This window comes from Streptomyces sp. T39, assembly GCF_008042045.1.
Lineage (GTDB): Bacteria > Actinomycetota > Actinomycetes > Streptomycetales > Streptomycetaceae > Streptomyces.
In genome coordinates this window covers 2,612,347-2,633,971 of the sequence record NZ_RDBP01000012.1, presented here as the reverse complement: position 1 = coordinate 2,633,971, position 21,625 = coordinate 2,612,347, and the positions used below count along the sequence as shown (strand labels likewise).

General features: G+C 70.8%; 22 protein-coding genes and 1 pseudogene. 8 read left to right on the top strand and 15 right to left on the bottom strand.

Annotated features, from left to right (window positions below):
• Positions 1-163 precede the first annotated feature (163 nt).
• The gene (locus EAO77_RS13075) at positions 164-556 is read right to left on the bottom strand and encodes an SCO5389 family protein (RefSeq protein ID WP_147988164.1); all 393 of its coding nucleotides are present in this window, start codon (positions 554-556) and stop codon (positions 164-166) included.
• A gap of 241 nt (positions 557-797) precedes the next feature.
• Between EAO77_RS13075 and nucS the strand changes: the two genes are divergently transcribed.
• Entirely contained in the window at positions 798-1,460 is a 663-nt protein-coding gene (gene nucS, locus EAO77_RS13070) for an endonuclease NucS (protein ID WP_187283202.1), read from the top strand.
• A 75-nt stretch (positions 1,461-1,535) separates the two neighbouring features.
• Here the strand turns inward: nucS and EAO77_RS13065 are convergent, their stop codons facing one another.
• The 4 genes from EAO77_RS13065 to EAO77_RS13050 all read right to left on the bottom strand — a co-directional run bounded on the left by EAO77_RS13065 (position 1,536) and on the right by EAO77_RS13050 (position 6,466).
• Positions 1,536-3,887, bottom strand: a complete 2,352-nt coding sequence (locus tag EAO77_RS13065) for an ATP-binding protein (RefSeq protein ID WP_187283201.1) — start codon at positions 3,885-3,887, stop codon at positions 1,536-1,538.
• Between the two features lie 487 nt (positions 3,888-4,374).
• Positions 4,375-4,698 (bottom strand): STAS domain-containing protein, encoded by a 324-nt coding sequence (locus EAO77_RS13060; protein ID WP_147988162.1) that lies wholly within the window; start codon positions 4,696-4,698, stop codon positions 4,375-4,377.
• Positions 4,699-4,848: 150 nt separating this feature from the next.
• On the bottom strand, positions 4,849-5,697 hold the full coding sequence (locus tag EAO77_RS13055) for a 3-hydroxyacyl-CoA dehydrogenase family protein (RefSeq protein ID WP_147988161.1): 849 nt from the start codon (positions 5,695-5,697) through the stop codon (positions 4,849-4,851).
• Positions 5,698-5,827: 130 nt separating this feature from the next.
• Entirely contained in the window at positions 5,828-6,466 is a 639-nt protein-coding gene (locus EAO77_RS13050) for a TetR/AcrR family transcriptional regulator (protein ID WP_147988160.1), read from the bottom strand.
• Between the two features lie 79 nt (positions 6,467-6,545).
• On the opposite strand from EAO77_RS13050, the gene EAO77_RS13045 reads away from it, so the two are divergent.
• From EAO77_RS13045 to EAO77_RS13035, 3 genes are all read left to right on the top strand, one after another.
• The gene (locus tag EAO77_RS13045) at positions 6,546-7,328 is read left to right on the top strand and encodes an ABC transporter ATP-binding protein (RefSeq protein ID WP_147988159.1); all 783 of its coding nucleotides are present in this window, start codon (positions 6,546-6,548) and stop codon (positions 7,326-7,328) included.
• Positions 7,329-7,491: 163 nt separating this feature from the next.
• Positions 7,492-8,247 carry an ABC transporter permease gene (locus EAO77_RS13040; RefSeq protein ID WP_147988158.1) on the top strand — a complete coding sequence of 252 codons (756 nt, stop codon included), beginning with the start codon at positions 7,492-7,494 and terminating at the stop codon, positions 8,245-8,247.
• Between the two features lie 13 nt (positions 8,248-8,260).
• Positions 8,261-8,833: a cob(I)yrinic acid a,c-diamide adenosyltransferase gene (locus EAO77_RS13035; RefSeq protein WP_147988157.1), complete on the top strand. Its 573-nt coding sequence runs from the start codon at positions 8,261-8,263 to the stop codon at positions 8,831-8,833.
• Positions 8,834-8,922: 89 nt separating this feature from the next.
• On the opposite strand, the gene EAO77_RS13030 is transcribed toward EAO77_RS13035, so the two are convergent.
• Positions 8,923-9,501 carry a hypothetical protein gene (locus tag EAO77_RS13030; RefSeq protein WP_147988156.1) on the bottom strand — a complete coding sequence of 193 codons (579 nt, stop codon included), beginning with the start codon at positions 9,499-9,501 and terminating at the stop codon, positions 8,923-8,925.
• A gap of 152 nt (positions 9,502-9,653) precedes the next feature.
• On the opposite strand from EAO77_RS13030, the gene EAO77_RS13025 reads away from it, so the two are divergent.
• The 3 genes from EAO77_RS13025 to EAO77_RS13015 all read left to right on the top strand — a co-directional run bounded on the left by EAO77_RS13025 (position 9,654) and on the right by EAO77_RS13015 (position 13,570).
• Positions 9,654-10,874: a sensor histidine kinase gene (locus tag EAO77_RS13025; protein WP_147988155.1), complete on the top strand. Its 1,221-nt coding sequence runs from the start codon at positions 9,654-9,656 to the stop codon at positions 10,872-10,874.
• A complete protein-coding gene (locus tag EAO77_RS13020) occupies positions 10,871-11,560 on the top strand; it encodes a response regulator (protein ID WP_147988154.1) in 690 nt (229 codons plus the stop codon). The genes EAO77_RS13025 and EAO77_RS13020 overlap by 4 nt, the downstream gene beginning before the upstream one ends.
• Before the next feature lie 246 nt (positions 11,561-11,806).
• Positions 11,807-13,570 (top strand): glycoside hydrolase family 18 chitinase, encoded by a 1,764-nt coding sequence (locus EAO77_RS13015; RefSeq protein WP_147989108.1) that lies wholly within the window; start codon positions 11,807-11,809, stop codon positions 13,568-13,570.
• A gap of 65 nt (positions 13,571-13,635) precedes the next feature.
• Here the strand turns inward: EAO77_RS13015 and EAO77_RS13010 are convergent, their stop codons facing one another.
• The 8 genes from EAO77_RS13010 to atpE all read right to left on the bottom strand — a co-directional run bounded on the left by EAO77_RS13010 (position 13,636) and on the right by atpE (position 20,563).
• Positions 13,636-14,082: a DUF2550 domain-containing protein gene (locus EAO77_RS13010; RefSeq protein WP_147988153.1), complete on the bottom strand. Its 447-nt coding sequence runs from the start codon at positions 14,080-14,082 to the stop codon at positions 13,636-13,638.
• 146 nt (positions 14,083-14,228) lie between these two features.
• The gene (locus EAO77_RS13005; RefSeq protein WP_147988152.1) at positions 14,229-14,603 is read right to left on the bottom strand and encodes a F0F1 ATP synthase subunit epsilon; all 375 of its coding nucleotides are present in this window, start codon (positions 14,601-14,603) and stop codon (positions 14,229-14,231) included.
• A gap of 192 nt (positions 14,604-14,795) precedes the next feature.
• Positions 14,796-16,238: a F0F1 ATP synthase subunit beta gene (atpD, locus tag EAO77_RS13000; RefSeq protein ID WP_147988151.1), complete on the bottom strand. Its 1,443-nt coding sequence runs from the start codon at positions 16,236-16,238 to the stop codon at positions 14,796-14,798.
• On the bottom strand, positions 16,238-17,152 hold the full coding sequence (locus EAO77_RS12995; protein WP_147988150.1) for a F0F1 ATP synthase subunit gamma: 915 nt from the start codon (positions 17,150-17,152) through the stop codon (positions 16,238-16,240). The genes atpD and EAO77_RS12995 overlap by 1 nt, the downstream gene beginning before the upstream one ends.
• Positions 17,153-17,172: 20 nt before the next feature.
• Positions 17,173-18,771 (bottom strand): F0F1 ATP synthase subunit alpha, encoded by a 1,599-nt coding sequence (gene atpA / locus EAO77_RS12990; protein WP_147988149.1) that lies wholly within the window; start codon positions 18,769-18,771, stop codon positions 17,173-17,175.
• 153 nt (positions 18,772-18,924) lie between these two features.
• Positions 18,925-19,740 carry a F0F1 ATP synthase subunit delta gene (locus EAO77_RS12985; RefSeq protein WP_147988148.1) on the bottom strand — a complete coding sequence of 272 codons (816 nt, stop codon included), beginning with the start codon at positions 19,738-19,740 and terminating at the stop codon, positions 18,925-18,927.
• Positions 19,737-20,285, bottom strand: coding sequence for a F0F1 ATP synthase subunit B (locus EAO77_RS12980; protein WP_147988147.1), 549 nt, complete (start codon positions 20,283-20,285; stop codon positions 19,737-19,739). The genes EAO77_RS12985 and EAO77_RS12980 overlap by 4 nt, the downstream gene beginning before the upstream one ends.
• Positions 20,286-20,326: 41 nt before the next feature.
• The gene (gene atpE, locus EAO77_RS12975; protein ID WP_147988146.1) at positions 20,327-20,563 is read right to left on the bottom strand and encodes an ATP synthase F0 subunit C; all 237 of its coding nucleotides are present in this window, start codon (positions 20,561-20,563) and stop codon (positions 20,327-20,329) included.
• Between the two features lie 18 nt (positions 20,564-20,581).
• Here atpE and EAO77_RS39950 point away from each other — a divergent pair.
• Positions 20,582-20,687: pseudogene (locus EAO77_RS39950) on the top strand (F0F1 ATP synthase subunit A); the annotation flags it as partial.
• A gap of 42 nt (positions 20,688-20,729) precedes the next feature.
• On the opposite strand, the gene atpB reads toward EAO77_RS39950, so the two are convergent.
• Positions 20,730-21,500 carry a F0F1 ATP synthase subunit A gene (atpB, locus tag EAO77_RS12965; RefSeq protein ID WP_147989107.1) on the bottom strand — a complete coding sequence of 257 codons (771 nt, stop codon included), beginning with the start codon at positions 21,498-21,500 and terminating at the stop codon, positions 20,730-20,732.
• Positions 21,501-21,625: the final 125 nt, after the last annotated feature.

Below are 21,625 nucleotides of genomic sequence, written 5' to 3'. Positions count from 1 at the left end.
CGGCCGGGCCCGTCGCCCCGGCCGGGAGTCGTGCGAGGTGCCACAGGCGGTGCCACCGCTCCGACATCCTGCGCGGATGCGGAAGCGGCCACGACGACCGGGGCTCCTCGTCCGGACCGGGGCGACGTCACTCGCCGATCCGCCCTGATCCGAACGAAAGGCCCTAGCAGTCGCGCAGTTCGGGAGACTGGTTGAGCAGCTGGCCCCGTACGGAGGTGAAGCGGGCGAGCCGCTCGTCCGCCGAGGAGTCCAGCGGGAACACCGCGACGCGGTGGCAGTTCTGGAATGCGAGACGCACACCGAAGTGCCGCTGGAGCGCACCGCGAATCGCGTCACTCGCGAGTGCGCGCAGCAGCTGACCACGTGCCTGCTCGTCGGGCGGAGGCGTCTGGTTGTCGGCGAAGTCGCCGCCGTCCACCTCCAGCTGAGCCACCAGAGAACTGATCATCTCCCATGCGAAGGGCAGGGAGGTCCGGACGCAGTCGACGAAGGCTGCTTCGTCGACCTCGCCTCGCTCGGCCTGTTCCAACAGAGCCGGTGAGACGTCGAGCGACATGGGTTCTCCTCTCGCGACCCCCAAGAAGGGGTCTTACGGGCATGGAGGGAGAAAGCGGGCGAAACGACGGCATACCAAAGATGTAAGACGACGCAGCGTGCACGACCGGCGACCTCCCGCTTACACGGTAAGTGCGCTGTCTTGGTCGCACCAGGAGATTGGGAGCACAACCGGCCAAATAAGAAGGGGGCTTCCGGGGCGAATCGCGCGCCGAGGCGGCTGTCGAGTAGCGTTGCCGACCATGCGTCTCGTCATCGCCCGCTGCTCCGTGGACTACGCGGGCCGGCTCACCGCCCATCTGCCGTCCGCCCCCCGATTGATCCTGGTCAAGGCCGACGGCAGTGTGTCCATCCACGCCGACGACAGGGCGTACAAACCACTGAACTGGATGTCGCCGCCCTGCACGTTGAAGGAGGGTGACGACAGCGTGTGGACCGTGGTGAACAAAGCGGGCGAGAAACTGATCATCACGATGGAAGAGGTCCTCCACGACTCCTCCCACGAGCTGGGGGTGGACCCCGGTCTCATCAAGGACGGCGTGGAAGCACACCTGCAGGAGCTGCTGGCCGACCGGATCGAGACACTCGGCGCCGGATACAGCCTGATCCGCCGCGAGTACCCGACGGCCATCGGCCCGGTGGACATCCTGTGCCGGGACGCCGACGGGGCGACGGTGGCGGTGGAGATCAAGCGCCGCGGCGAGATCGACGGCGTCGAGCAGCTGACCCGCTACCTGGAGCTGCTCAACCGCGACCCGCATCTGGCGCCGGTCAAGGGCGTCTTCGCGGCCCAGGAGATCAAGCCGCAGGCGCGCGTGCTGGCCACCGACCGCGGCATCGGCTGCGTGGTTCTCGACTACGACGCCCTGCGCGGCATCGAGGACGACAAGCTCCGCCTCTTCTGATCCCACCCCCGTGCGCCTGCGCGCGGACCCCTCTCCCCGACCGCGCGGCCGTCCTCGGCCGCGCGGTCACGGCGTTCAGGCCGGGTCGAGGGGGGTGGTCGGCGATCCGTCCGCCGACGTCGTGCCCCCGGTGGGGGTCGTGGTCGGCGACGGCGGCAGCGAGGGGTTGCTCGCCGACGGGCTCGGCGAGTTCGTCGGCGACGACGGGGCGGGCCCGGAGGTGGGCGCCGTGGGCGGCCGGCTGGTCCTGGACGGGGTCGCCGGGCGGGACGAGCTCGTGGAGGGCGCGGGGCCGGTGCTCGTCGCGCTCGCGCCCGGGGACGGCGTGGCCGTGCCCGGGGACGCCGAGGGCGACGGCCCGGTGCTCCCCTTGCCGTCGGGGGTGGCGGAGGGCTCGCCGGCCGGGGCGGGCTCGTCCGTGCCCCAGTCGTCGATCCCGTCGTCGGTCTGCTGGCCGTTCCTGACGCCCTCCGCGGGCGGCTCCTCGGCGCCGGAGGTCGCCCCGAGGGTGACGACGGTGCCGAGGACGACCGCCAGGACGGCGCCCGCGCCGACGGCGACCAGGTTCCGCCTGGTGCCGCCCAGGACGCCGAAGCGGCGCGCGGGCGCCCGGTCCGGCGCCCCGGTGGCGAGGGCCTGCGTCACCGGCGAGGCGTCGTCGCCACCGGTCCGGGGCAGCCGGGCGGTCGCGGCCCCGGACGCCAGGGCGAGCGGGACGCCGCGGGGCGGCGACTGCGGCCCCTCCGGGCGCGTGGTCAGCGTCTCGGGCTTCGGCGCGAGTCCCTGCGTACGGTCCTCGACGAGCGCCAGCGTCCGGCGTCCCGCGACCGTGCCGTTCCTGTCGGCGAGGGCCCCGCGCATGCCTATGGAGGCCTCCAGCTCCGCCCTGGCCCTGTCCAGGTTGCCCGTGCACAGGGCGAGGACGCCCAACTCGTGGTGGAAGTAGGCGTCTTCGGCGACCTCGCCCGCGATCCTGGCGGCCTCCGAGCCGCTCCGCAGGGCCCGCTCCCAGGCGCCCCAGTGCCGTCCGGCGGCGAAGGCCGGTGCGGCGCTGCGTGCGAGGAGCACGGCCGTGCTGGCGTACCCGGCGTCGCCGGCGGGCACCAGGCCCGCGAGCGACGCCAGCAGCGCGTCGGCCTCGGCGACGGCCCGCTCGGGCGTGACCGACGGGTGGCCGGCCCACCAGGTGTAGTGCTGGGCCGCGGTGTGGGCATGACCGGCGGCGCCCTCGTCGTAACCCTTCTCCCTCAGCTGCGCGAGGACTCCGGCGGCGAGGCGGTAGCGCGGACCGGCGGGCGAGAGCAGGCCGCAGGCCATGAGTTCGCCGAGAGCCGCGTCCGCGTGGGTGTCGCCCACCAGGGCGGGCAGATGGGCCTGGTGCGGCACCTCGCCGCCGAGCGCGACGGCGAAGCGCAGGGTGGCGCGGGCCGATTCGCTGAGGCGGGACGCGAGCAGCGGAGCGGGTGCCGCCCCCTCCCCCAGGGTCGGCAGCGGCACGTCCCGGCCCTGCGCGGCGTCGAACGGGGCGAAGTCCTCGAACGCCTCCGGGTCGCCGCGCAGGTCGTCGCACTGGCGCAGCAGCGCACCGGCCTGCACGAAGCGCAGCGGCAGGCCCTCGGACTCGAACCAGAGGTCTCCCGCCCAGTTGGCCTCCTCCTCGGTCAGCGCCCTGCCCACGACCTGGCGCAGCAGTTCCAGCGCGGTGGCCCGGCCGAGGCCGCCGAGGAAGACCTCCTCCAGGGGCGAGTCGGCGGAGGGCGCGGCCACCTCGGGCGTGGCGGCGAGCAGGAAGGCGCATTCGGGCGCGGCGTCGAGGAGTTCGTCGAGCGCGGCGCCGCCGAACTCCAGGTCGTCGAGGATCACGACGGCACCGATGTCGCGGACGAAGCCCGCGAGGGCGTTCCGGTCGGGGCGCTGCCCGGGGGCGGAGAAGACCGTCGCGAACAGCTCCTGGAGGAGTTCGCCCGGAGTGCGGTTCAGACCGTTGAGACGGACGACCCCGTCGGGGGCCACGTCCGCGCACTCCTCCGCAACGGCGTCGAGGAGCGCGGTGCGTCCCGATCCCGCGGGACCGGTGAGGCGGACGGAGCGGCCCTGCCCGATCAGCCGGACGAGGCGCTCGCGCGGCTCGTCGCGTTCCAGCAGCGGCAGCCGCGGCGCGGCGGGTCCGGCGGGGACGGGCGGCAGACCCGCCCGGGCCACCTCGGCGCGCTCGGCGGCGGTGTGCCGGACCGGCCGGGCGGGCGTCTGCAGGGGCGGGCAGAGCTCGATCTCGCTGCCGTCGACGGGGTTGACGGTGAGCAGGTAGTCGCCGGTGACGAGCTGGACCGTGCGCACGGGCGCCGGGGCGGACGGCACGGCCTGCTTGATGGCGTCGCGCGGCGGCCGCCCGTGTCCGGCGGATTCGCCGAAGCTGTCGTTGTCCATGGTGAAAGCCCCCAGATGCGGTTGCCTGACTCGCTCCGCCAAGATCGCTCGAATCCTGGGGCCGGAGCCGCGTGCTCGTTGCCCTCCGGCCTCTGGGCACGCTCGCCGTCGCTTCGGTCCGGTGCCCGCCTGACGGGTCCTGCGCAAGGGCGGGCGATCGAACCCTAGACGCTGGGCGGGGATCGCGGAACAGCGGGTTCCCCCACAGCCTGGGACGTCACGGTCTTGGGAGGTTTGCACGCCTCGTACCGTTCGCACCCGTGGTGCCGCTCGTACCGCGAAGGTCCCCGTGGCGGCCGGATGCGCCGCTCTGTCCCGCACCGCGGAGACCTCGGCGGCTCGCTCCCGCGGGTCGGAGACCTCGGCGGCTCGCTCCCGCGGATCGGAGACCTCGGCGCCGGGTGGCCGGGCTCCTCCGCCGCCGGCGGGCTCCGTCGCGATCGCCGGGCGGGCGCCCGCCCGGCTCCCCGTCGGGGGCGGGCGGACGTCAGACGCGCGGAAGCGATTCCGCCGCGATACCGCCCTCGATCGCCAGGATGCGGTGCAGCCTGGTGGCGACGAGGAGCCGCTGCATCTGCGGCGGCACACCGCGCAGCACCAGGCGGCGGCCGCAGCGGCCGGCCCGCCGGTGCGCTCCCATGATGACCCCGAGCCCGGTGGCGTCCCAGGAGTCGAGGTGCGTCAGGTCGAGCACCAGGTCGCCGACGCCGTCGTCGACGGCCGAGTGCAGCACCGTACGGGCGTCCGCCGCGCTGCGGACGTCGAGGCGGCCCCCGACGACCAGCTCGGCGTGGTCGCCCCTGATGTGCATATGCGCTCCCCGAGAAGGTGTGGTCTGCCCCGTGTCCGTTGATTCCCCGTCTTGCAACAACTGACTGCCGCACATGCGGTGGGGTTGCTGCTTGTAAGCGAACCGATACCGAATTCACCCCCACGGGCGATACCGAATCGGTCGATAGCGTCAGTGCTTGTAGAAGCCCTGCCCGCTCTTGCGGCCGATGTCACCGGCGTCCACCATCCGGCGCATCAGCTCCGGCGGCGCGAACTTCTCGTCCTGCGACTCGGTGTAGATGTTGCTCGTGGCGTGCAGCAGGATGTCGACGCCGGTCAGGTCGGCGGTGGCCAGCGGCCCCATGGCGTGGCCGAAGCCGAGCTTGCAGGCGATGTCGATGTCCTCGGCGGTGGCGACGCCCGATTCGTACAGCTTCGCCGCCTCGACGACGAGGGCAGAGATGAGGCGGGTGGTGACGAAGCCGGCGACGTCGCGGTTGACGACGATGCAGGTCTTGCCCACGGACTCGGCGAACTCCCGCGCGGTGGCGAGGGTTTCGTCGCTCGTCTTGTAGCCGCGGACCAGCTCGCACAGCTGCATCATCGGGACCGGCGAGAAGAAGTGGGTGCCGACGACCCGCTCCGGCCGCTCCGTCACGGCCGCGATCTTCGTGATCGGGATGGCGGAGGTGTTGGAGGCGAGGACGGCGTCCTGCCGGACGATCTTGTCGAGCGTCCGGAAGATCTCGTGCTTGACCTCGAGCTTCTCGAACACGGCCTCGACGACGATGTCGGCGTCGGCCACGGCGTCCAGGTCGGTCGTGGTGGTGATGCGGGCCAACGCCGCCTCGGCGTCGGCCGCTTCGAGCCTGCCCTTGGCGACGAACCGGTCGTACGACGCCTTGATGCCGTCGCGGCCGCGGGTCAGGGCCTCGTCGGTCACATCGCGCAGCACGACGTCCCAGCCGGCCTGGGCCGAGACCTGTGCGATACCGGACCCCATGAGTCCGGACCCGATGACGGCGAGCTTCCTGGCCACTGCTGCACCCCTTAACGACTGTTTACATGTGCGCTCTCTGCGGGAGGTTAGCGCCCGTGAGGGGGCCCTGTGACCGCCAAGAGACGCGCGTCACGTCCCACATGGCGGACATCACACTCCGGCCCCCCGGTCAGCCGCCACGGACGGCGTAGTCGAGCACCTTCTCGCTCAGCAGCTCCTCCATCTCGTCGATGAGGACCAGGGCTTCACGGGACACTTGGTCCGGTTTGCGCCGCTTGACCATCTCCGCGCCGATCCACCCCATCAGCGTCCCGTGGAGCCAGGCGAGTTGCCCCGCGACCAGATCCGGCAGCATGTCCCCCTCGGCGGCGCCGCCCTCCGCGCGCATCGTGCCCACCAGGTCGAGCAGGCTCTCCTGCTGGATCGCCCACAGCCGCGAGCGCAGGGTGTCCGCCTCGACGATGACCTTCATGAAGTCGGCGTAGCCCTCGAAGAGCCCGACGGCCGGAGACATCCCCTCGACGGCCGCGCGCAGCTCGCGCAGCACGGCGGCGGCGGCCGACTCCCCCGGCCGGCGGCCGCGCACCCAGCGGGAGAGCCGGTCGGTGACGTCGGCGCTGCGGTCGAGAAAGAGGTCCTCCTTGGCCGGGAAGTAGTTGTAGACGGTGTTGACCGAGACATCGGCGGCCTCGGCGACCTCGGCGATCGTCACCGTGACGAATCCGTGCTCCACGAAGAGCCGGGTGGCCACGTCGGAGATGTGCTGCCTGGTCTGCCGCTTCTTGCGTTCCCTGAGCCCTTCCGCCATGGCCCGATCCTAGCTTCGGTGCACCCGGCTAAACTTTGGGGTCGTTGCAAAATTTAAGTGACTCTGTTTTTCTGGGGTCATGGCAATCATCAGCACCGCCGGGCTCGCCCGGACCTTCCGCACCCGCGGCGGGAGCGTGGACGCCGTGCGCGGCATCGACCTCACCGTCCGGCCGGGCGAGATCCTCGGCTTCCTCGGCCCCAACGGCGCCGGCAAGACCACCACCCTGCGCATGCTCACCACACTCCTCCCGCCCACCGGCGGCGCCGCCACCGTCGCCGGACACGACCTGGTGCGCGACCCGGCCGGTGTCCGCCGGCGCATCGGCTACGTCGCCCAGTCCGGTGGCGTCGACCCGACCGTCCCGGTCCGGGAGGAGCTGGTCACCCAGGGGCGGCTGTACCGGCTGACGGCGGCCGCGGCCGCCACCCGCGCCGGCGAACTCGCGGAGGAGCTCGGCCTGACGGAGCTGCTGGACCGCAGGTGCGCCGCGCTCTCCGGCGGGCAGCGGCGCAGGCTCGACATCGCCATGGCCCTCACCCACCGTCCGGAGGTCCTCTTCCTCGACGAGCCGACCACCGGGCTGGACCCGGCGAGCCGGGCGGACCTGTGGGAGCTGGTGCGCCGCATCCGCGACGAGCAGGGCACCACCGTCTTCCTGACCACGCACTACCTCGACGAGGCCGACGCCCTCGCCGACCGCCTGGTCGTCGTCGACCGGGGCGTCGTCGCCGCCGAGGGCACCCCGGCGGACCTCAGGTCGCGGTACGGGGGCTCCCCCGAAGCGGGTCTCCAGGAGACCTTCCTCGCCATCACCGGGCGCAGTGCCGCGCCGCGGGACACCACACCGATCGCCGTCTAGGGCCTCCGTTCACATCCTGGCGGGCTCGCGTGCCCCGGTGCCGCGCCCTGCGCCGGCTCGCCCCTGGAGGAGGTCCTCCTCACCCCTCCGCCCTGCGATCCACGGCACCGGACCCCGCTCGCCGGTCCACCCCTATCCACACGAAAGGCCCTGGGCCCCCGACATGCCAGAACTCCTCTCCGACACCGCGCTGATCTTCGGGCGGTACGCCCGCCAGACCCTCGGCTCGCGGTTCCAGATCCTCTTCGGCGTCCTGATGCCGCTGCTGTACCTGCTCTTCTTCGGGCCGCTGCTGTCCGATCTGCCGCTCGCGTCCGAGGGCGACTCGTGGCAGGTGCTCGTGCCCGGACTCCTGCTCCAGCTGGGGCTCTTCGGCGCCTCGTTCGCCGGCTTCGCAGTGCTGATCGACAAGCAGACGGGGGTCGTCGAGCGGATGCGAGTGACCCCCGTGAGCCGCCTCGCGCTGCTGCTGGGCCGGGTGCTGCGGGACGCCGCGCTGTTCGTCTTCCAGGCCGTGCTGCTGGTGCTCGCGGCCCTGGCGATGGGGCTGCGGGCGCCGCTCGGCGGCATCCTGATCGGCTTCGCCTTCGTCGCGCTGCTGACGGTCTCCCTCGCGGCGCTGTCGTACGCGCTCGCGATGACGGTCGGCACCCCGCAGGAGTTCGGCCCGGTGGTGAACGCGGTCAGCATGCCGTCGATGCTGCTGTCCGGGCTGATGCTGCCGATGGCGCTGGCCCCGGCGTGGCTGGACGTGCTGTCGCACATCATGCCGTTCCGCTACCTGGTCGACGCGGTGCGCGCCGCGTACGTCGGCGACTACGCCGGTCCCGCGATGGCGTACGGCGTGCTCATGGCGCTCGCGCTGGCCGCGGTGTCCGTGACGGTCGGCACACGGGTGTTCCGCAGGGCCGGGGCGTAACTACGCTGACCGCATGGTCAATCTGACACGCATCTACACCCGCACCGGCGACCAGGGCACCACCGCCCTCGGCGACATGAGCCGCACCGCCAAGACCGATCTGCGCATCTCGGCGTACGCCGACGCCAACGAGGCCAACGCCGTGATCGGTACGGCGATCGCCCTCGGAGGGCTGGACGAGGAGGTCGTGAAGGTCCTCGTCCGGGTGCAGAACGACCTCTTCGACGTCGGCGCGGACCTGTCGACCCCGGTCGTGCCGGACCCGAAGTACCCGCCGCTGCGGGTCGAGCAGTCCTACGTCGACAAGCTGGAGGCCGACTGCGACCGGTTCCTGGAGGAGCTGGAGAAGCTGCGGAGCTTCATCCTGCCCGGCGGGACGCCGGGGGCGGCCCTGCTGCACCAGGCGTGCACGGTGGTCCGCAGGGCCGAGCGGTCGACCTGGGCGGCGCTGGAGGTCCACGGCGAGACGATGAACGCGCTGACCGCCACCTACCTCAACCGCCTCTCCGACCTGCTCTTCATCCTGGCCAGGACCGCCAACAAGGAGGTCGGCGACGTGCTGTGGGTGCCCGGCGGCGAACGCTGAGCGGCGGTCCCGGGGGCCCGACGGGCTCCGGGGCCGGCAGCACGCCGGGCGGTCGGGCGCGGCGCGGACCGCGCCCGGGCGGCCCGCCCTCAGCGGTCGACGCGGACCGGCTCCCGGTCGGACTTCCCGGCGGCGCCGGGGTCCTTCTTCGGCCACACCGCGTAGGTGAGGGCGATCAGGCCGTGGATGCCGGCCGCCCGCCAGGCCCCGGACATCCAGCTCTCCAGCGACCCGGTGCGCGAGGGGTCGTCGACGTACCACATGGCGCCCAGCAGCAGGACGCTCGCGACGGCGGCGCCGACCACCGTGCCGAGCCAGACACGGCCCTCGTGCCGGGCGCGGGCCATGCCGTAGCGCGGCGGCTTCGGGGGCGGCGGCGCGCCGCCGAGGCGGTGGGCGGCATGGCCGTCGAGCCACTTCACGGTCCGGTGGCCGTGCCCGACGGTGTAACCGATGTAGAGCGCCGCCAGACCGTGCTTCCAGCTCGGGTCGGCCCCGTTCTTCAGGTCGATCGCCGTGACCACGAGCAGCAGCACCTCCAGCAGCGGCTCGCACAGCAGCAGCGCGGCACCGGTCCGGGGCATCCTCAGCAGGTAGCGGACGGCGAGACCGGCGGCCAGCAGGACCCAGAACCCGATCTCGCAGACGATGATCAGCGTGACGATCACGGCGGATCTCCTCTCGTACGCTCCAAGACTGTCGGCCCCGGGCCGCGCCGTCGTCGTCGCCGGTGACGACCTGCGACTGCATCGTTCGATGTAGTGGCACCTCCGACCGCGCGGTGAGGCACGCGGCGGGCCGCTGCGTGTTTGATGGGTCCGTGACCCTGCCCCGCCCCCACCGCGACGACGTCCTCATCGCGGTCACCGGTCTGCTCGGCGGCCTGCTGCTCTGGTCGTTCGACCTCCACACCAACGGCTACGGGGCCCCGCTGCCCGGCTGGGTGACGCTGCTGCCGCTGACGGCCATGGCCGCCCTGGAACTGCTGCGCCGCACCATGCCGCGGACCGCCCTGCTCGTGGGCACGGCGGCGATGATCTCCGACCTGTTCACCCCCGGCAGCCTGGCGACCGTGATGATGTTCGCCGACCTCGTCTACGCGGCGGTGCTGTACGGCTCGCCCGGTGCGGCCCGCCGCATCCCGGTGATCACGGGGATGCTCACGATCGCGGTGACGATCGGCTTCCTGGCCTGGCTGCGCAACCCGGGAGCGCTGCTGATCGGTGTCGTCACCGGCCTCGTCTCCTTCGGTCCCGCCACCACCGGCGCCATCGTGCGCAACCACCGCGAGGCCGCGGACGCCGCGCGGCTGCGGGCCGAGCAGACCACCCTGCTCGCGGAGATGGACCGGGCGCAGGCGGTCGTCGCCGAGCGGGCCCGGATGGCCCGCGAGCTGCACGACATGGTGGCGAACCACTTGTCGGCGATCGCCATCCACTCCACGGCGGCGCTGTCGCTGGACGACGAGGCGACCACCCGTCAGGCGCTCGGGGTGATCCGGGAGAACAGCGTCGCGGGCCTGGCCGAGATGCGCCGGCTGATCGGACTGCTGCGGGACAGCGCGGGCGGCGACACGGAACCGGCGGCCGCGCCGACCCTCGCCGGGCTGGAGGCGCTGGTGGAGCAGGCGCGGACGAACGGCGCGCCCAGCGGGCTGACCTTCGCGCTGCACGACCGGCGCACGGGGGCGGTGGAGCTGCCCGCGCCGGTGGAGCTGGCGGCCTACCGCATCGTGCAGGAGTCGCTGACCAACGCCCTCAAGCACGCCGAGGCGGGCGAGGTCCGGGTGACGGTGGCACTCGACGACGCGGCCCGGGTGCTCGCCGTGGACGTCGTGAGCCCCTTCGGGCGCCGGCCGGGGCCGCGCGCCCCCGGCTCCGGGGCGGGTCTCGTCGGCATGGAGGAGCGGGTCGCGCTGCTGGGCGGCGGCTTCGCGGCGGGGCCGGCACGGGGCCCCGAGGGCGGAGGCGGTCCGCGCACGGTCTGGAGGGTACGGGCGACCCTGCCCCTGCTCGTCGACGACAAGGAGTTCTCGGCATGACGGACACGGCGGCCGCACCGGCGCCCGCACCCGGGCGCCGGGTGCGGGTGCTGGTCGCGGAGGACCAGAGCGCGGTGCGTGCCGGGCTGGTCCTGATCCTGCGCAGCGCGCCCGACATCGAGGTGGTGGGCGAGGCGGCGGACGGCGAGGAGGCGGTGCGGCTCGCCGGCGAGCTGCGCCCGGACGTGGTGCTGATGGACGTGCAGATGCCCAAGCTGGACGGGGTGTCGGCGACCCGTGAGGTGGTCTCGCGGGGGCTGGCCGACGTCCTGGTGCTGACCACGTTCGATCTCGACGCCTATGTCTTCGGGGCGCTGCGGGCGGGCGCCGCGGGCTTCCTGCTGAAGAACACGGAGGCCGGGGCCCTCATCGAGGCGGTGCGCACGGTGGCACGCGGCGAGGGGACGATCGCGCCCGCCGTCACCCGGCGCCTGATCGCGGAGTTCGCCGCGCCCCGGCCCGGCCGGTCGGCGGACGGGCCCGATCCGTCGGTGGTCGACGCGCTGACCCGGCGGGAACGGGAGGTGCTCTCGTGTCTGGGGCAGGGCCTGTCGAACGCGGAGATCGCGCAGCGGCTGTCGATGGCGGAGGCGACGGCGAAGACGCACGTCAGCAGGTTGCTGGGGAAGCTGGAGCTGCGCAGCCGGGTGCAAGCGGCCGTCCTGGCCCAGGAGTTGGGGATCTGACCGGAGCCGGACGGGGCGCCCCGACGTTGGTCTGGACCTATTGACGATTGGTCCAGACCACCCTACTCTCGCCGAGCACGCTGCGGTGAGCCCCGCAGCGGTGTGCACGGACCAACCCCGAACTGTCCGCACACGACTCGAGGAGCTTCCTTGAGCACTCAGGCCACAGACACCCCCCACGCGAGACGGCGCCTCAGATCACGGGCGACCGCGGGACTCACCGCACTGCTGCTCCCCCTCGCCGCCATGGTCGGTCTCGCCTCCCCCGCCGAGGCGGCCACCTCCGCCACCGCCACCTACGCGAAGTCCTCCGACTGGGGCTCGGGCTTCGAAGGCAAGTGGACGGTGAAGAACACCGGCACCACGACCATCAGCTCCTGGACCGTCGAGTGGGACTTCCCCGCCGGCACCAAGGTCACCTCCGCCTGGGACGCCACCGTCACCAGCTCCGGCAACCACTGGACCGCCAAGAACGTCGGCTGGAACGGCACCCTCTCCCCCGGCGCCTCGGTGTCCTTCGGCTTCAACGGCTCCGGCACCGGCTCCCCCACCGGGTGCAAGCTCAACGGCGCCTCCTGCGACGGCGGCTCCGTACCCGGCGACACCCCGCCCACCGCTCCCGGCGCACCGGCCACGTCCGGCGTCACCGACACCTCCGTGCGGCTGACCTGGGGCGCGGCCACCGACGACAAGGGCGTCAAGAACTACGACGTGCTCCGCGACGGGGCCAAGGTCGCCACGGTCACCGGCACCACGTACACCGACAACGGCCTCACCGCCGGCACGGACTACTCCTACGCGGTCCAGGCACGCGACACGGCCGACCAGACCGGCCCGGTCAGCGCCTCGGTCTCGGTGCGCACCACCGGCGGAGGCGGCGGCGAGCCGCCGACCGGCGACAAGGTCAAGCTGGGCTACTTCACCAACTGGGGCGTCTACGGGCGCAACTACCACGTCAAGAACCTGGTGACCTCCGGCTCGGCCGCGAAGATCACGCACATCAACTACGCCTTCGGCAACGTCCAGGGCGGCAAGTGCACCATCGGCGACGGCTACGCGGACTACGAGAAGGCGTACACCGCCGACCAGTCCGTCGACGGCGTCGCGGACACCTGGGACCAGCCGCTGCGCGGCAACTTCAACCAGCTGCGCAAGCTGAAGGCCAAGTACCCGCACATCAAGATCCTCTGGTCGTTCGGCGGCTGGACCTGGTCCGGCGGCTTCGGCCAGGCGGTGCAGAACCCGGCCGCCTTCGCACAGTCCTGCTACGACCTGGTCGAGGACCCGCGCTGGGCCGACGTCTTCGACGGCATCGACCTGGACTGGGAGTACCCGAACGCCTGCGGTCTGACCTGCGACACCAGCGGTCCGGCTTCCTTCAGGAACATGATGCAGGCGATGCGTGCCAAGTTCGGCGCGAACAACCTGGTCACCGCCGCCACCACGGCCGACGGCTCGAACGGCGGCAAGATCGACGCGGCCGACTACGGCGGCGCCGCACAGTACATCGACTGGTACAACGTCATGACGTACGACTTCTTCGGCGCCTGGGCGGCCCAGGGCCCCACGGCCCCGCACTCGCCCCTGAACAGCTACGCCGGCATCCCGCAGGCGGGCTTCAACTCCGCGGACGCCATCGCCAAGTTCAAGGCCAAGGGCGTCCCCGCGAAGAAGCTGCTGCTCGGCATCGGCTTCTACGGCCGCGGCTGGACGGGCGTCACCCAGGCCGCCCCCGGCGGCACCGCGACCGGACCGGCGCCCGGCACCTACGAGCAGGGCATCGAGGACTACAAGGTCCTCAAGAGCAGCTGCCCCGCCACCGGCACCGTCGCCGGCACGGCCTACGCGCACTGCGGCACCAACTGGTGGAGCTACGACACCCCGGCCACCATCGGCTCCAAGATGACCTGGGCGAAGAACCAGAGCCTCGGCGGAGCGTTCTTCTGGGAGTTCAGCGGCGACACCACCAACGGTGAGCTGGTGAGCGCGATCAACAGCGGCCTCGGGTAGCAGGGCCGTACACACGCAGGAAGCCCGGGCGGGGTCCTCCCCGCCCGGGCTTCCTCACATCCGGTTCACGCCACGTTGACCCGCTGGCCCGGCGGCGCCGCCTCCAGCCAGGCGAGGAAGCCGGTCAGCGCGTCCTCGCTCATCGCGAGCTCCAGGCGGGTGCCGCGGTGCAGGGCGCCGAGGACCACGGAGTCCGACAGCAGGGCGAGCTCCTCCTCGCTGTCCGGGACCCGGCGGGCCAGCACCTCGATCGCGGAACGCTCCAGGGTGCGGCGGGGCCGGGGCGCGTAGGAGAAGACGCGGAACCACTCGATGCGGTCACCGTTGTAGCGGGCCACGCCGTAGACCCAGCCCTTGCTCGACGGATCGCCCTCCTCGGGGACGTTCCAGCGCAGGCTGCAGTCGAAGGTGCCGCCCGAGCGCTGGATCAGCCGCCTGCGCAGGCCGAACACCAAGAGCGCGACCACCACCAGTAGGACGACCAGGCCGCTCACAAGAAGAGCGAGGAACATCTCCACCGACCTCCTCGCATCGTCCCGTTAACCGAATACCACGTGCACCTGCATCGCCTCAGCCGCGGCACGCTCCGGAGGGGCTCCGGAACGGCCGCGGCTGAGGGAAAAACCTGATCGGCGGTGTCGCCAGGTCCGGACAGGACCTAGCCGGCCGCCACCGCGCGCAGCCTGACGTCGGCGCGGCGCTCGGCGGCGCCGTCCGTGTCGGACTTCGCACGCTCCAGCGCGCGCTCGGCGCGCTTGACGTCGATCTCGTCCGCCAGCTCGGCGATCTCCGCCAGCAGCGACAGCTTGTTGTCGGCGAAGGAGACGAAGCCACCGTGAACGGCGGCCACGACGGTCGAACCCTCAGTCGTACGGATGGTCACCGGGCCCGATTCCAGCACACCCAGCAGCGGCTGGTGACCGGGCATGACGCCGATGTCGCCGGACGTGGTGCGCGCGACCACCAGGGTGGCCTCGCCGGACCAGACACTGCGGTCCGCGGCGACCAGCTCGACGTGCAGCTCAGCAGCCAAGGTTGGCTCCTCGGGTCACCACCCGGCGGTTGTGCCGGGTGTTGGGTCATAAGTCTAGTAGGGCCCGGAGCACCGAAGTGCCCCGGTCCCGTCCGGCCCTCGGGCCGGGTGCCCCCGCGCACTCCCGGAGGCCGGGCGGCGGGCGCGACGAAGGGGGCGGGACGTGCCCGCCCCCTTCAGCGAGTCGGGGACTCAGGAGACGCCGAGTTCCTTGGCGTTGTTCTTGAGGTCCTCGAGACCACCGCACATGAAGAACGCCTGCTCGGGGAAGTGGTCGTACTCACCGTCGCAGATCGCGTTGAACGCGGAGATCGACTCGTCCAGCGGCACGTCCGAACCGTCCACGCCGGTGAACTGCTTCGCCGCGTGGGTGTTCTGGGACAGGAAGCGCTCGACACGACGGGCACGGTGGACGACCAGCTTGTCCTCCTCGCCCAGCTCGTCGATACCGAGGATCGCGATGATGTCCTGGAGGTCCTTGTACTTCTGGAGGATCCCCTTGACGCGCATCGCCGTCTCGTAGTGGTCCTGCGCGATGTAGCGCGGGTCCAGGATGCGGGACGTCGAGTCCAGCGGGTCCACCGCGGGGTAGATGCCCTTCTCGGAGATCGGACGGGAGAGAACCGTCGTCGCGTCGAGGTGGGCGAACGTGGTGGCCGGCGCCGGGTCGGTCAGGTCGTCCGCGGGGACGTAGATCGCCTGCATCGAGGTGATCGAGTGACCACGCGTCGAGGTGATGCGCTCCTGCAGCAGACCCATCTCGTCGGCGAGGTTCGGCTGGTAACCCACCGCGGACGGCATACGGCCGAGCAGGGTGGACACCTCGGAACCGGCCTGGGTGAACCGGAAGATGTTGTCGATGAAGAAGAGCACGTCCTGCTTCTGCACATCGCGGAAGTACTCCGCCATGGTCAGACCGGCCAGGGCGACGCGCAGACGGGTGCCCGGGGGCTCGTCCATCTGACCGAAGACCAGCGCGGTCTTGTCGAGGACGCCGGACTCCTCCATCTCCGCGATCAGGTCGTTGCCCTCACGCGTACGCTCACCGACACCCGCGAAGACGGAGACGCCCTCGTGGAGGTTGGCGACACGCATGATCATTTCCTGGATCAGCACGGTCTTGCCGACACCGGCACCACCGAACAGACCGATCTTTCCACCCTTGACGTACGGGGTGAGAAGGTCGACCACCTTCAGGCCGGTCTCGAACATCTCGGTCTTGGACTCGAGCTGGTCGAAGGCCGGGGCCTTGCGGTGGATCGGCCAGCGCTCGCCGACGTTGGCGTTCTCCTCGGGCTGGTTCAGCACCTCACCGAGGGTGTTGAACACCTTGCCCTTGGTGAAGTCGCCGACCGGCACGCTGATGCCCACGCCCGTGTCGGTCACCGTGGCCTGGCGGACCAGGCCGTCGGTGGGCTGCATCGAGATGGTGCGGACGATGCCGTCACCGAGGTGCTGCGCCACCTCGAGGGTCAGCGTCTTCTTGGCGCCTTCCTCGGCGGGGTCGGCGACCTCGACGTGAAGGGCGTTGTAGATCTCGGGCATCGCGTCGACGGGGAACTCCACGTCGACGACCGGGCCGATGACCCGGGCGACGCGGCCCGTGGCAGCAGCCGTCTCAAGAGAGGTCGTCATTACTTGTCACTCCCCGCGGTCGCGTCGGCCAGGGCTGCGGAGCCACCGACGATCTCGCTGATTTCCTGGGTGATTTCGGCCTGGCGGGCCGCGTTGGCAAGTCGGGAAAGCGTGTTGATCAGCTCACCCGCGTTGTCGGTGGCCGACTTCATCGCCCGGCGACGGGCCGCGTGCTCGGAAGCGGCGGCCTGCAGCAGTGCGTTGTAGACACGGCTCTCGACGTAGCGCGGCAGCAGGGCGTCGAGGACGTCCTCCGCCGACGGCTCGAAGTCGAACAGCGGAAGGATCTCGCCCTTCCCCTGCGTCTCCTCCGCCTTCTCGAGGCTGAGCGGCAGCATCCGGTCGTCGACGGGGTTCTGCGTCATCATCGACACGAATTCCGTGAAGACGATGTGCAGCTCGTCGACGCCACCCTCCGCGGTGTCCTTCTGGACGGCCTCGATGAGCGGGGCGGCCACCTTCTTGGCGTCCGCGTATTCCGGGCTGTCCGTGAACCCGGTCCACGACTCCGTGACCTTGCGCTCACGGAAGCCGTAGTACGCGACACCCTTGCGGCCGACGATGTAGGAGTCGACCTCCTTGCCCTCGCCGCGCAGCCGCTCGATGAGCCGGTCCGCCGCCTTGATGGCGTTGGAGGAGTAGCCGCCGGCCAGACCGCGGTCGCTCGTGACGAGCAGCACCGCGGCGCGGGACGGGGTCTCGGCCTCCGTGGTCAGAGGGTGCTTCGTGTTCGAACCGGTCGCCACCGCCGTGACCGCGCGGGTGAGCTCGGTCGCGTACGGCGTGGAGGCCGCCACCTTGCGCTGCGCCTTGACGATGCGCGAGGCGGCGATCATCTCCATCGCCTTGGTGATCTTCTTCGTCGCGGTGACGGACCGGATGCGACGCTTGTAGACCCGGAGCTGCGCTCCCATGAGTCAGGTCCCTTCCGTCGTCACTTCGAGACGTTGACGGTCGCCGGAGCGTCCTCGCCGAGCAGCTTGCCGTCGTGGGTCTCGAACTGCTTCTTGAACGCCGCGATGGAGTCCGCGACCTTGGTCAGGGTGTCGTCCGACATCTTGCCGCCCTCGCGGATGGAGGCCATCAGGCCGCCCTCCTCGCGGTGCAGGTAGTCCAGCAGCTCCCGCTCGAAGCGGCGGATGTCCTGGACCGGGACGTCGTCCATCTTGCCGGTGGTGCCGGCCCAGACGGAGACGACCTGGTTCTCGGTGGACATCGGCTGGTACTGGGCCTGCTTCAGCAGCTCGACCATGCGCTTGCCGCGCTCCAGCGAGGCCTTCGAGGCCGCGTCCAGGTCGGAACCGAAGGCGGCGAACGCCTCCAGCTCACGGAACTGGGCGAGGTCGACACGGAGGCGGCCGGAGACCTGCTTCATGGCCTTGTGCTGGGCGGAGCCACCGACACGGGAGACCGAGATACCGACGTTCAGGGCCGGACGCTGGCCGGCGTTGAACAGGTCGGACTCCAGGAAGCACTGGCCGTCGGTGATGGAGATGACGTTGGTCGGGATGAACGCCGACACGTCGTTCGCCTTGGTCTCGACGATCGGAAGACCGGTCATCGAACCGGCACCCATCTCGTCGGAGAGCTTGGCGCAGCGCTCCAGCAGACGCGAGTGCAGGTAGAAGACGTCACCCGGGTAGGCCTCACGGCCCGGCGGGCGGCGCAGCAGCAGGGACACGGCGCGGTAGGCGTCGGCCTGCTTCGACAGGTCGTCGAAGATGATCAGAACGTGCTTGCCCTCGTACATCCACTGCTGGCCGATGGCCGAGCCGGTGTAGGGGGCGAGGTACTTGAAGCCGGCCGGGTCGGACGCCGGAGCGGCGACGATCGTCGTGTACTCCAGGGCGCCGGCCTCCTCCAGCGCGCCGCGCACGGACGCGATGGTGGAGCCCTTCTGGCCGATGGCGACGTAGATGCAGCGGACCTGCTTGTTCACGTCGCCCGAGCGCCAGTTGTCGCGCTGGTTGATGATCGTGTCGACGGCCAGGGCGGTCTTGCCCGTCTGGCGGTCGCCGATGATCAGCTGACGCTGGCCACGGCCGATCGGGGTCATCGCGTCGACGGCCTTGTAGCCGGTCTCCATCGGCTCGTGCACCGACTTGCGCTGCATGACCGTGGGGGCCTGCAGCTCGAGGGCGCGGCGGCCGGAGGTCTCGATCTCGCCGAGACCGTCGATCGGGTTGCCGAGCGGGTCGACAACGCGGCCGAGGTAGCCCTCGCCGACGGCGACGGACAGGACCTCGCCGGTGCGGGTGACCGACTGGCCTTCCTCGATGCCGCTGAACTCACCGAGGACGATCGCGCCGATCTCGCGCTCCTCGAGGTTGAGGGCGAGACCGAGGGTGCCGTCCTCGAACTTCAGCAGCTCGTTTGCCATGGCCGAGGGAAGACCCTCGACCTTCGCGATGCCGTCGCCGGCAAGGCTGACCGTACCGACCTCCTCGCGCGAGGCCGCGTCCGGCTGGTACGTCTGGACAAAGTTCTCCAGCGCGTCCCGGATCTCCTCCGGCCGGATCGTGAGCTCCGCCATCTGGGTTCCCTGCTCTCCTTGTTGGGCCCGAAGTTTCTTTGGGGGTCTGGGGGCCGACCCCCAGGAATCTTCTGCAATCTCTGCACGGCCCAACCGGGCCGCTGGTGTTGCCTGTTCAGTTGATCGGCACCGCAGTGGTGCGTGGCCGACCGGTCAGCCGGCGATCCGGCGCTTGGCCTCGTCGATGCGCTCCTGGACGGTGCCGTTGATGACCTCGTCGCCGACCCGCACCGAGATGCCGCCGAGAACCTCGGGGTCCACCTCGAGGTTCAGGTGCATCTCGCGCCCGTACATCCGCGCCAGACCCGCGCCGAGACGCTGCTTCTGCGCTTCGGTGAGCGGCACCGCGGAGGTGACGACGGCGACCATCCGGTTCCGGCGCGCCGCGGCGAGCTTGGAAAGGGAGTCGAGTCCCGCTTCCAGGCTACGTCCCCGCGGGTGCGTGACGAGACCGACGACCAGACGCTCGGTGACCTTCTCGGCCTTGCCGCCGAGCAGGGAGCTCAGCAGCTCGCCCTTGGCGGTCGCCGTGGCGGCCCGGTCGGTCAGCGCCGAGCGGAGCTCGGGGCTGGAGACGAGGATCCGCCCGAAGCGGAACAGCTCGTCCTCGACGTTGTCGAGACGCCCGGTCTTCTGCGCGGAGGTGAGGTCGGCGGTGGCCGCCAGCTCCTCCAGCGAGTCGACCAGGTCACGCGACTGCGACCAGCGCGCGCGGACCATGCCCTTGACCAGGTCGACGGTCTGGCCGCCGATCTGCCCGTCGAGCACGCGCCCGGCCAGCTCGGCCTTGGCCTCGCCGGACTGCGCCGGGTCGGTGAGGACCCGACGCAGCGACACCTCACGGTCGAGCAGCGCGGTGACGGCGGCCAGCTCGCCGGCGAGCTTCGCCGCGTCGGCCGACGTGGAGTCGGTCAGCGCGTCGAGGGACTCGTGCGCGGCGGCCAGCGCCTCGCGGCTGGCTCCGTTCATCGCGCGACCTCGGCCTTCGCCTCGAGCTCGTCGAGGAAGCGGTCGATGGTGCGGCTCTGGCGGGCGCTGTCCTCGAGGGACTCACCGACGAGCTTGCCGGCCAGGTCGGTGGCGAGCTTGCCCACGTCCTGGCGCAGCGCGGCGGCAGCGGCCTTGCGGTCGGCCGCGATCTGGGCGTGGCCGGCCGCGATGATCTCCTCACGCTGCCGCTGGCCTTCCGCCTTCATCTCGGCGATGATCGCGGTGCCCTGCTCGGTCGCTTCCTGGCGCAGGCGCGCGGCCTCGTGGCGGGCCTCGGCGAGCTGGGCCTTGTACTGCTCCAGGACGCTCTCGGCCTCGATCTTGGCCGCATCGGCCTTCTCCATGCCGCCTTCGATGGCCTCGCGACGCTCCTCGAGAACACGGTTGATGTTCGGGAGAAGCTTCTTCGCGAAGAAGAAGAAGACGATGGCGAAGGCGATCGTGCCGACGAGCAGCTCGGGACCCGGGGGCAGAAGCGGGTTCTGCTCCTCCCCGGCCGCCAGCTGAACGATGTTGGCGATCACATCAGTGCCTTTCGTCGAAAAGTGTCGTCAGTGAGAGGTGATTACTGACCGAACACGAACGGCATAACGATGCCGATCAGGGCGAGCGCCTCACAGAAGGCGAAGCCCAGGATCTGGTTGGCACGGATCAGGCCGGCAGCCTCGGGCTGACGGGCAAGAGCCTGGGTGCCGTTACCGAAGACGATGCCGACGCCGATGCCGGGGCCGATCGCGGCGAGGCCGTAGCCGATGGAGCCGAGCGAACCGGTGACCTGGGCAAGGGTCTCAGTGGCAGCCATGCTGATTCTTCCTTTTCGTTCACCGTCGCCTCCTGGTACCTGCTGAACAGCTACATGATCCCGGCCGCGGGCGTCTCGTTCGTGATGACCATGGCCATGATCGTCTTCGAACTCTTCGTGCTGGTTGGCCACCGGACGATTGGGGGTGGTGCGGGCGGGAGTTGGCTCAGTGGTGCTCGGCGAGAGCGCCCTGGATGTAGGTGCAGGCCAGGAGGACGAAGACGTACGCCTGGACGGCCTGCACGAAGAGTTCGAAGACGATCATGGCCATGGTCATCACGAACGAGACGCCCGCGGCCGGGATCATGTAGCTGTTCAGCAGGTACCAGGAGGCGACGGTGAACATCACCAGCATCAGGTGACCGGCGAACATGTTGGCGAAGAGTCGCACGGCGTGCGTGAACGGCCGCACGAGCAGGTTCGAGAAGAACTCGATGAACGAGACGAGCCACTTGATCGGGCCGAGCGACGGGTCGTAGCCGGTGATGTTCTTCCAACCGCCCACGAAGCCGTGGCGTTTGAAGGTCAGCGACACCCAGATCACGTAGACGATGATCGCCAGGACCGCGGGGTAGGCGATGATCGACGAGACCGGGAACTGCGCCAGCGGGATCACGGACCAGATGTTCATGATCCAGACGAAGAAGAAGATCGAGACCATCAGCGGGACGTACTTCTCGCCCTCCCGCTTGCCGAGCGTCTCGTAGACGATGCCGCGGCGGACGAAGTCGTAGCCCGCCTCACCAATCATCTGGAGCTTGCCCGGGACGACCTTGGCCTTCCCGAAAGCCATCGTGAAGAACGTGACGACGACGAGCGTGGTGATGAGCGCGAGCAGCATCACCTTGTTGAACTCGAAGCCGCCGACGGTGAAGATCGGCTTGAAGAGGAAGGAGTGCAGGCCCGGCGCCGGAAAGCCACAGCCGTTGTCGGCCAGGATGCGGCAGCTCCAGTCAAAGGCGAGCGTGGTCTGTTCAGCACTCACCGCGGGCTCCTTCGGCGTGACGCATGGGTTCGGCAACCTCGTTGTGTCGGAGCGGCGCGCAGCCGCGAGTCGGCACC

Excerpts from the sequence above, each read along its gene's own strand:
- EAO77_RS13060 (WP_147988162.1), bottom strand. The coding sequence starts at position 4,698 with ATGCACATCAGGGGCGACCACGCCGAGCTGGTCGTCGGGGGCCGCCTC.
- atpD (WP_147988151.1), bottom strand. The coding sequence starts at position 16,238 with ATGACGACCTCTCTTGAGACGGCTGCTGCCACGGGCCGCGTCGCCCGG.
- EAO77_RS13035 (WP_147988157.1), top strand. The coding sequence starts at position 8,261 with ATGGTCAATCTGACACGCATCTACACCCGCACCGGCGACCAGGGCACC.
- EAO77_RS13020 (WP_147988154.1), top strand. The coding sequence starts at position 10,871 with ATGACGGACACGGCGGCCGCACCGGCGCCCGCACCCGGGCGCCGGGTG.
- atpE (WP_147988146.1), bottom strand. The coding sequence starts at position 20,563 with ATGGCTGCCACTGAGACCCTTGCCCAGGTCACCGGTTCGCTCGGCTCC.
- EAO77_RS13015 (WP_147989108.1), top strand. The coding sequence starts at position 11,807 with ATGGTCGGTCTCGCCTCCCCCGCCGAGGCGGCCACCTCCGCCACCGCC.
- nucS (WP_187283202.1), top strand. The coding sequence starts at position 798 with ATGCGTCTCGTCATCGCCCGCTGCTCCGTGGACTACGCGGGCCGGCTC.
- EAO77_RS13075 (WP_147988164.1), bottom strand. The coding sequence starts at position 556 with ATGTCGCTCGACGTCTCACCGGCTCTGTTGGAACAGGCCGAGCGAGGC.
- atpA (WP_147988149.1), bottom strand. The coding sequence starts at position 18,771 with ATGGCGGAGCTCACGATCCGGCCGGAGGAGATCCGGGACGCGCTGGAG.
- EAO77_RS12985 (WP_147988148.1), bottom strand. The coding sequence starts at position 19,740 with ATGAACGGAGCCAGCCGCGAGGCGCTGGCCGCCGCGCACGAGTCCCTC.
- EAO77_RS13040 (WP_147988158.1), top strand. The coding sequence starts at position 7,492 with ATGCCAGAACTCCTCTCCGACACCGCGCTGATCTTCGGGCGGTACGCC.
- EAO77_RS13045 (WP_147988159.1), top strand. The coding sequence starts at position 6,546 with ATGGCAATCATCAGCACCGCCGGGCTCGCCCGGACCTTCCGCACCCGC.
- EAO77_RS13050 (WP_147988160.1), bottom strand. The coding sequence starts at position 6,466 with ATGGCGGAAGGGCTCAGGGAACGCAAGAAGCGGCAGACCAGGCAGCAC.
- EAO77_RS12995 (WP_147988150.1), bottom strand. The coding sequence starts at position 17,152 with ATGGGAGCGCAGCTCCGGGTCTACAAGCGTCGCATCCGGTCCGTCACC.
- EAO77_RS13010 (WP_147988153.1), bottom strand. The coding sequence starts at position 14,082 with ATGTTCCTCGCTCTTCTTGTGAGCGGCCTGGTCGTCCTACTGGTGGTG.
- EAO77_RS13065 (WP_187283201.1), bottom strand. The coding sequence starts at position 3,887 with ATGGACAACGACAGCTTCGGCGAATCCGCCGGACACGGGCGGCCGCCG.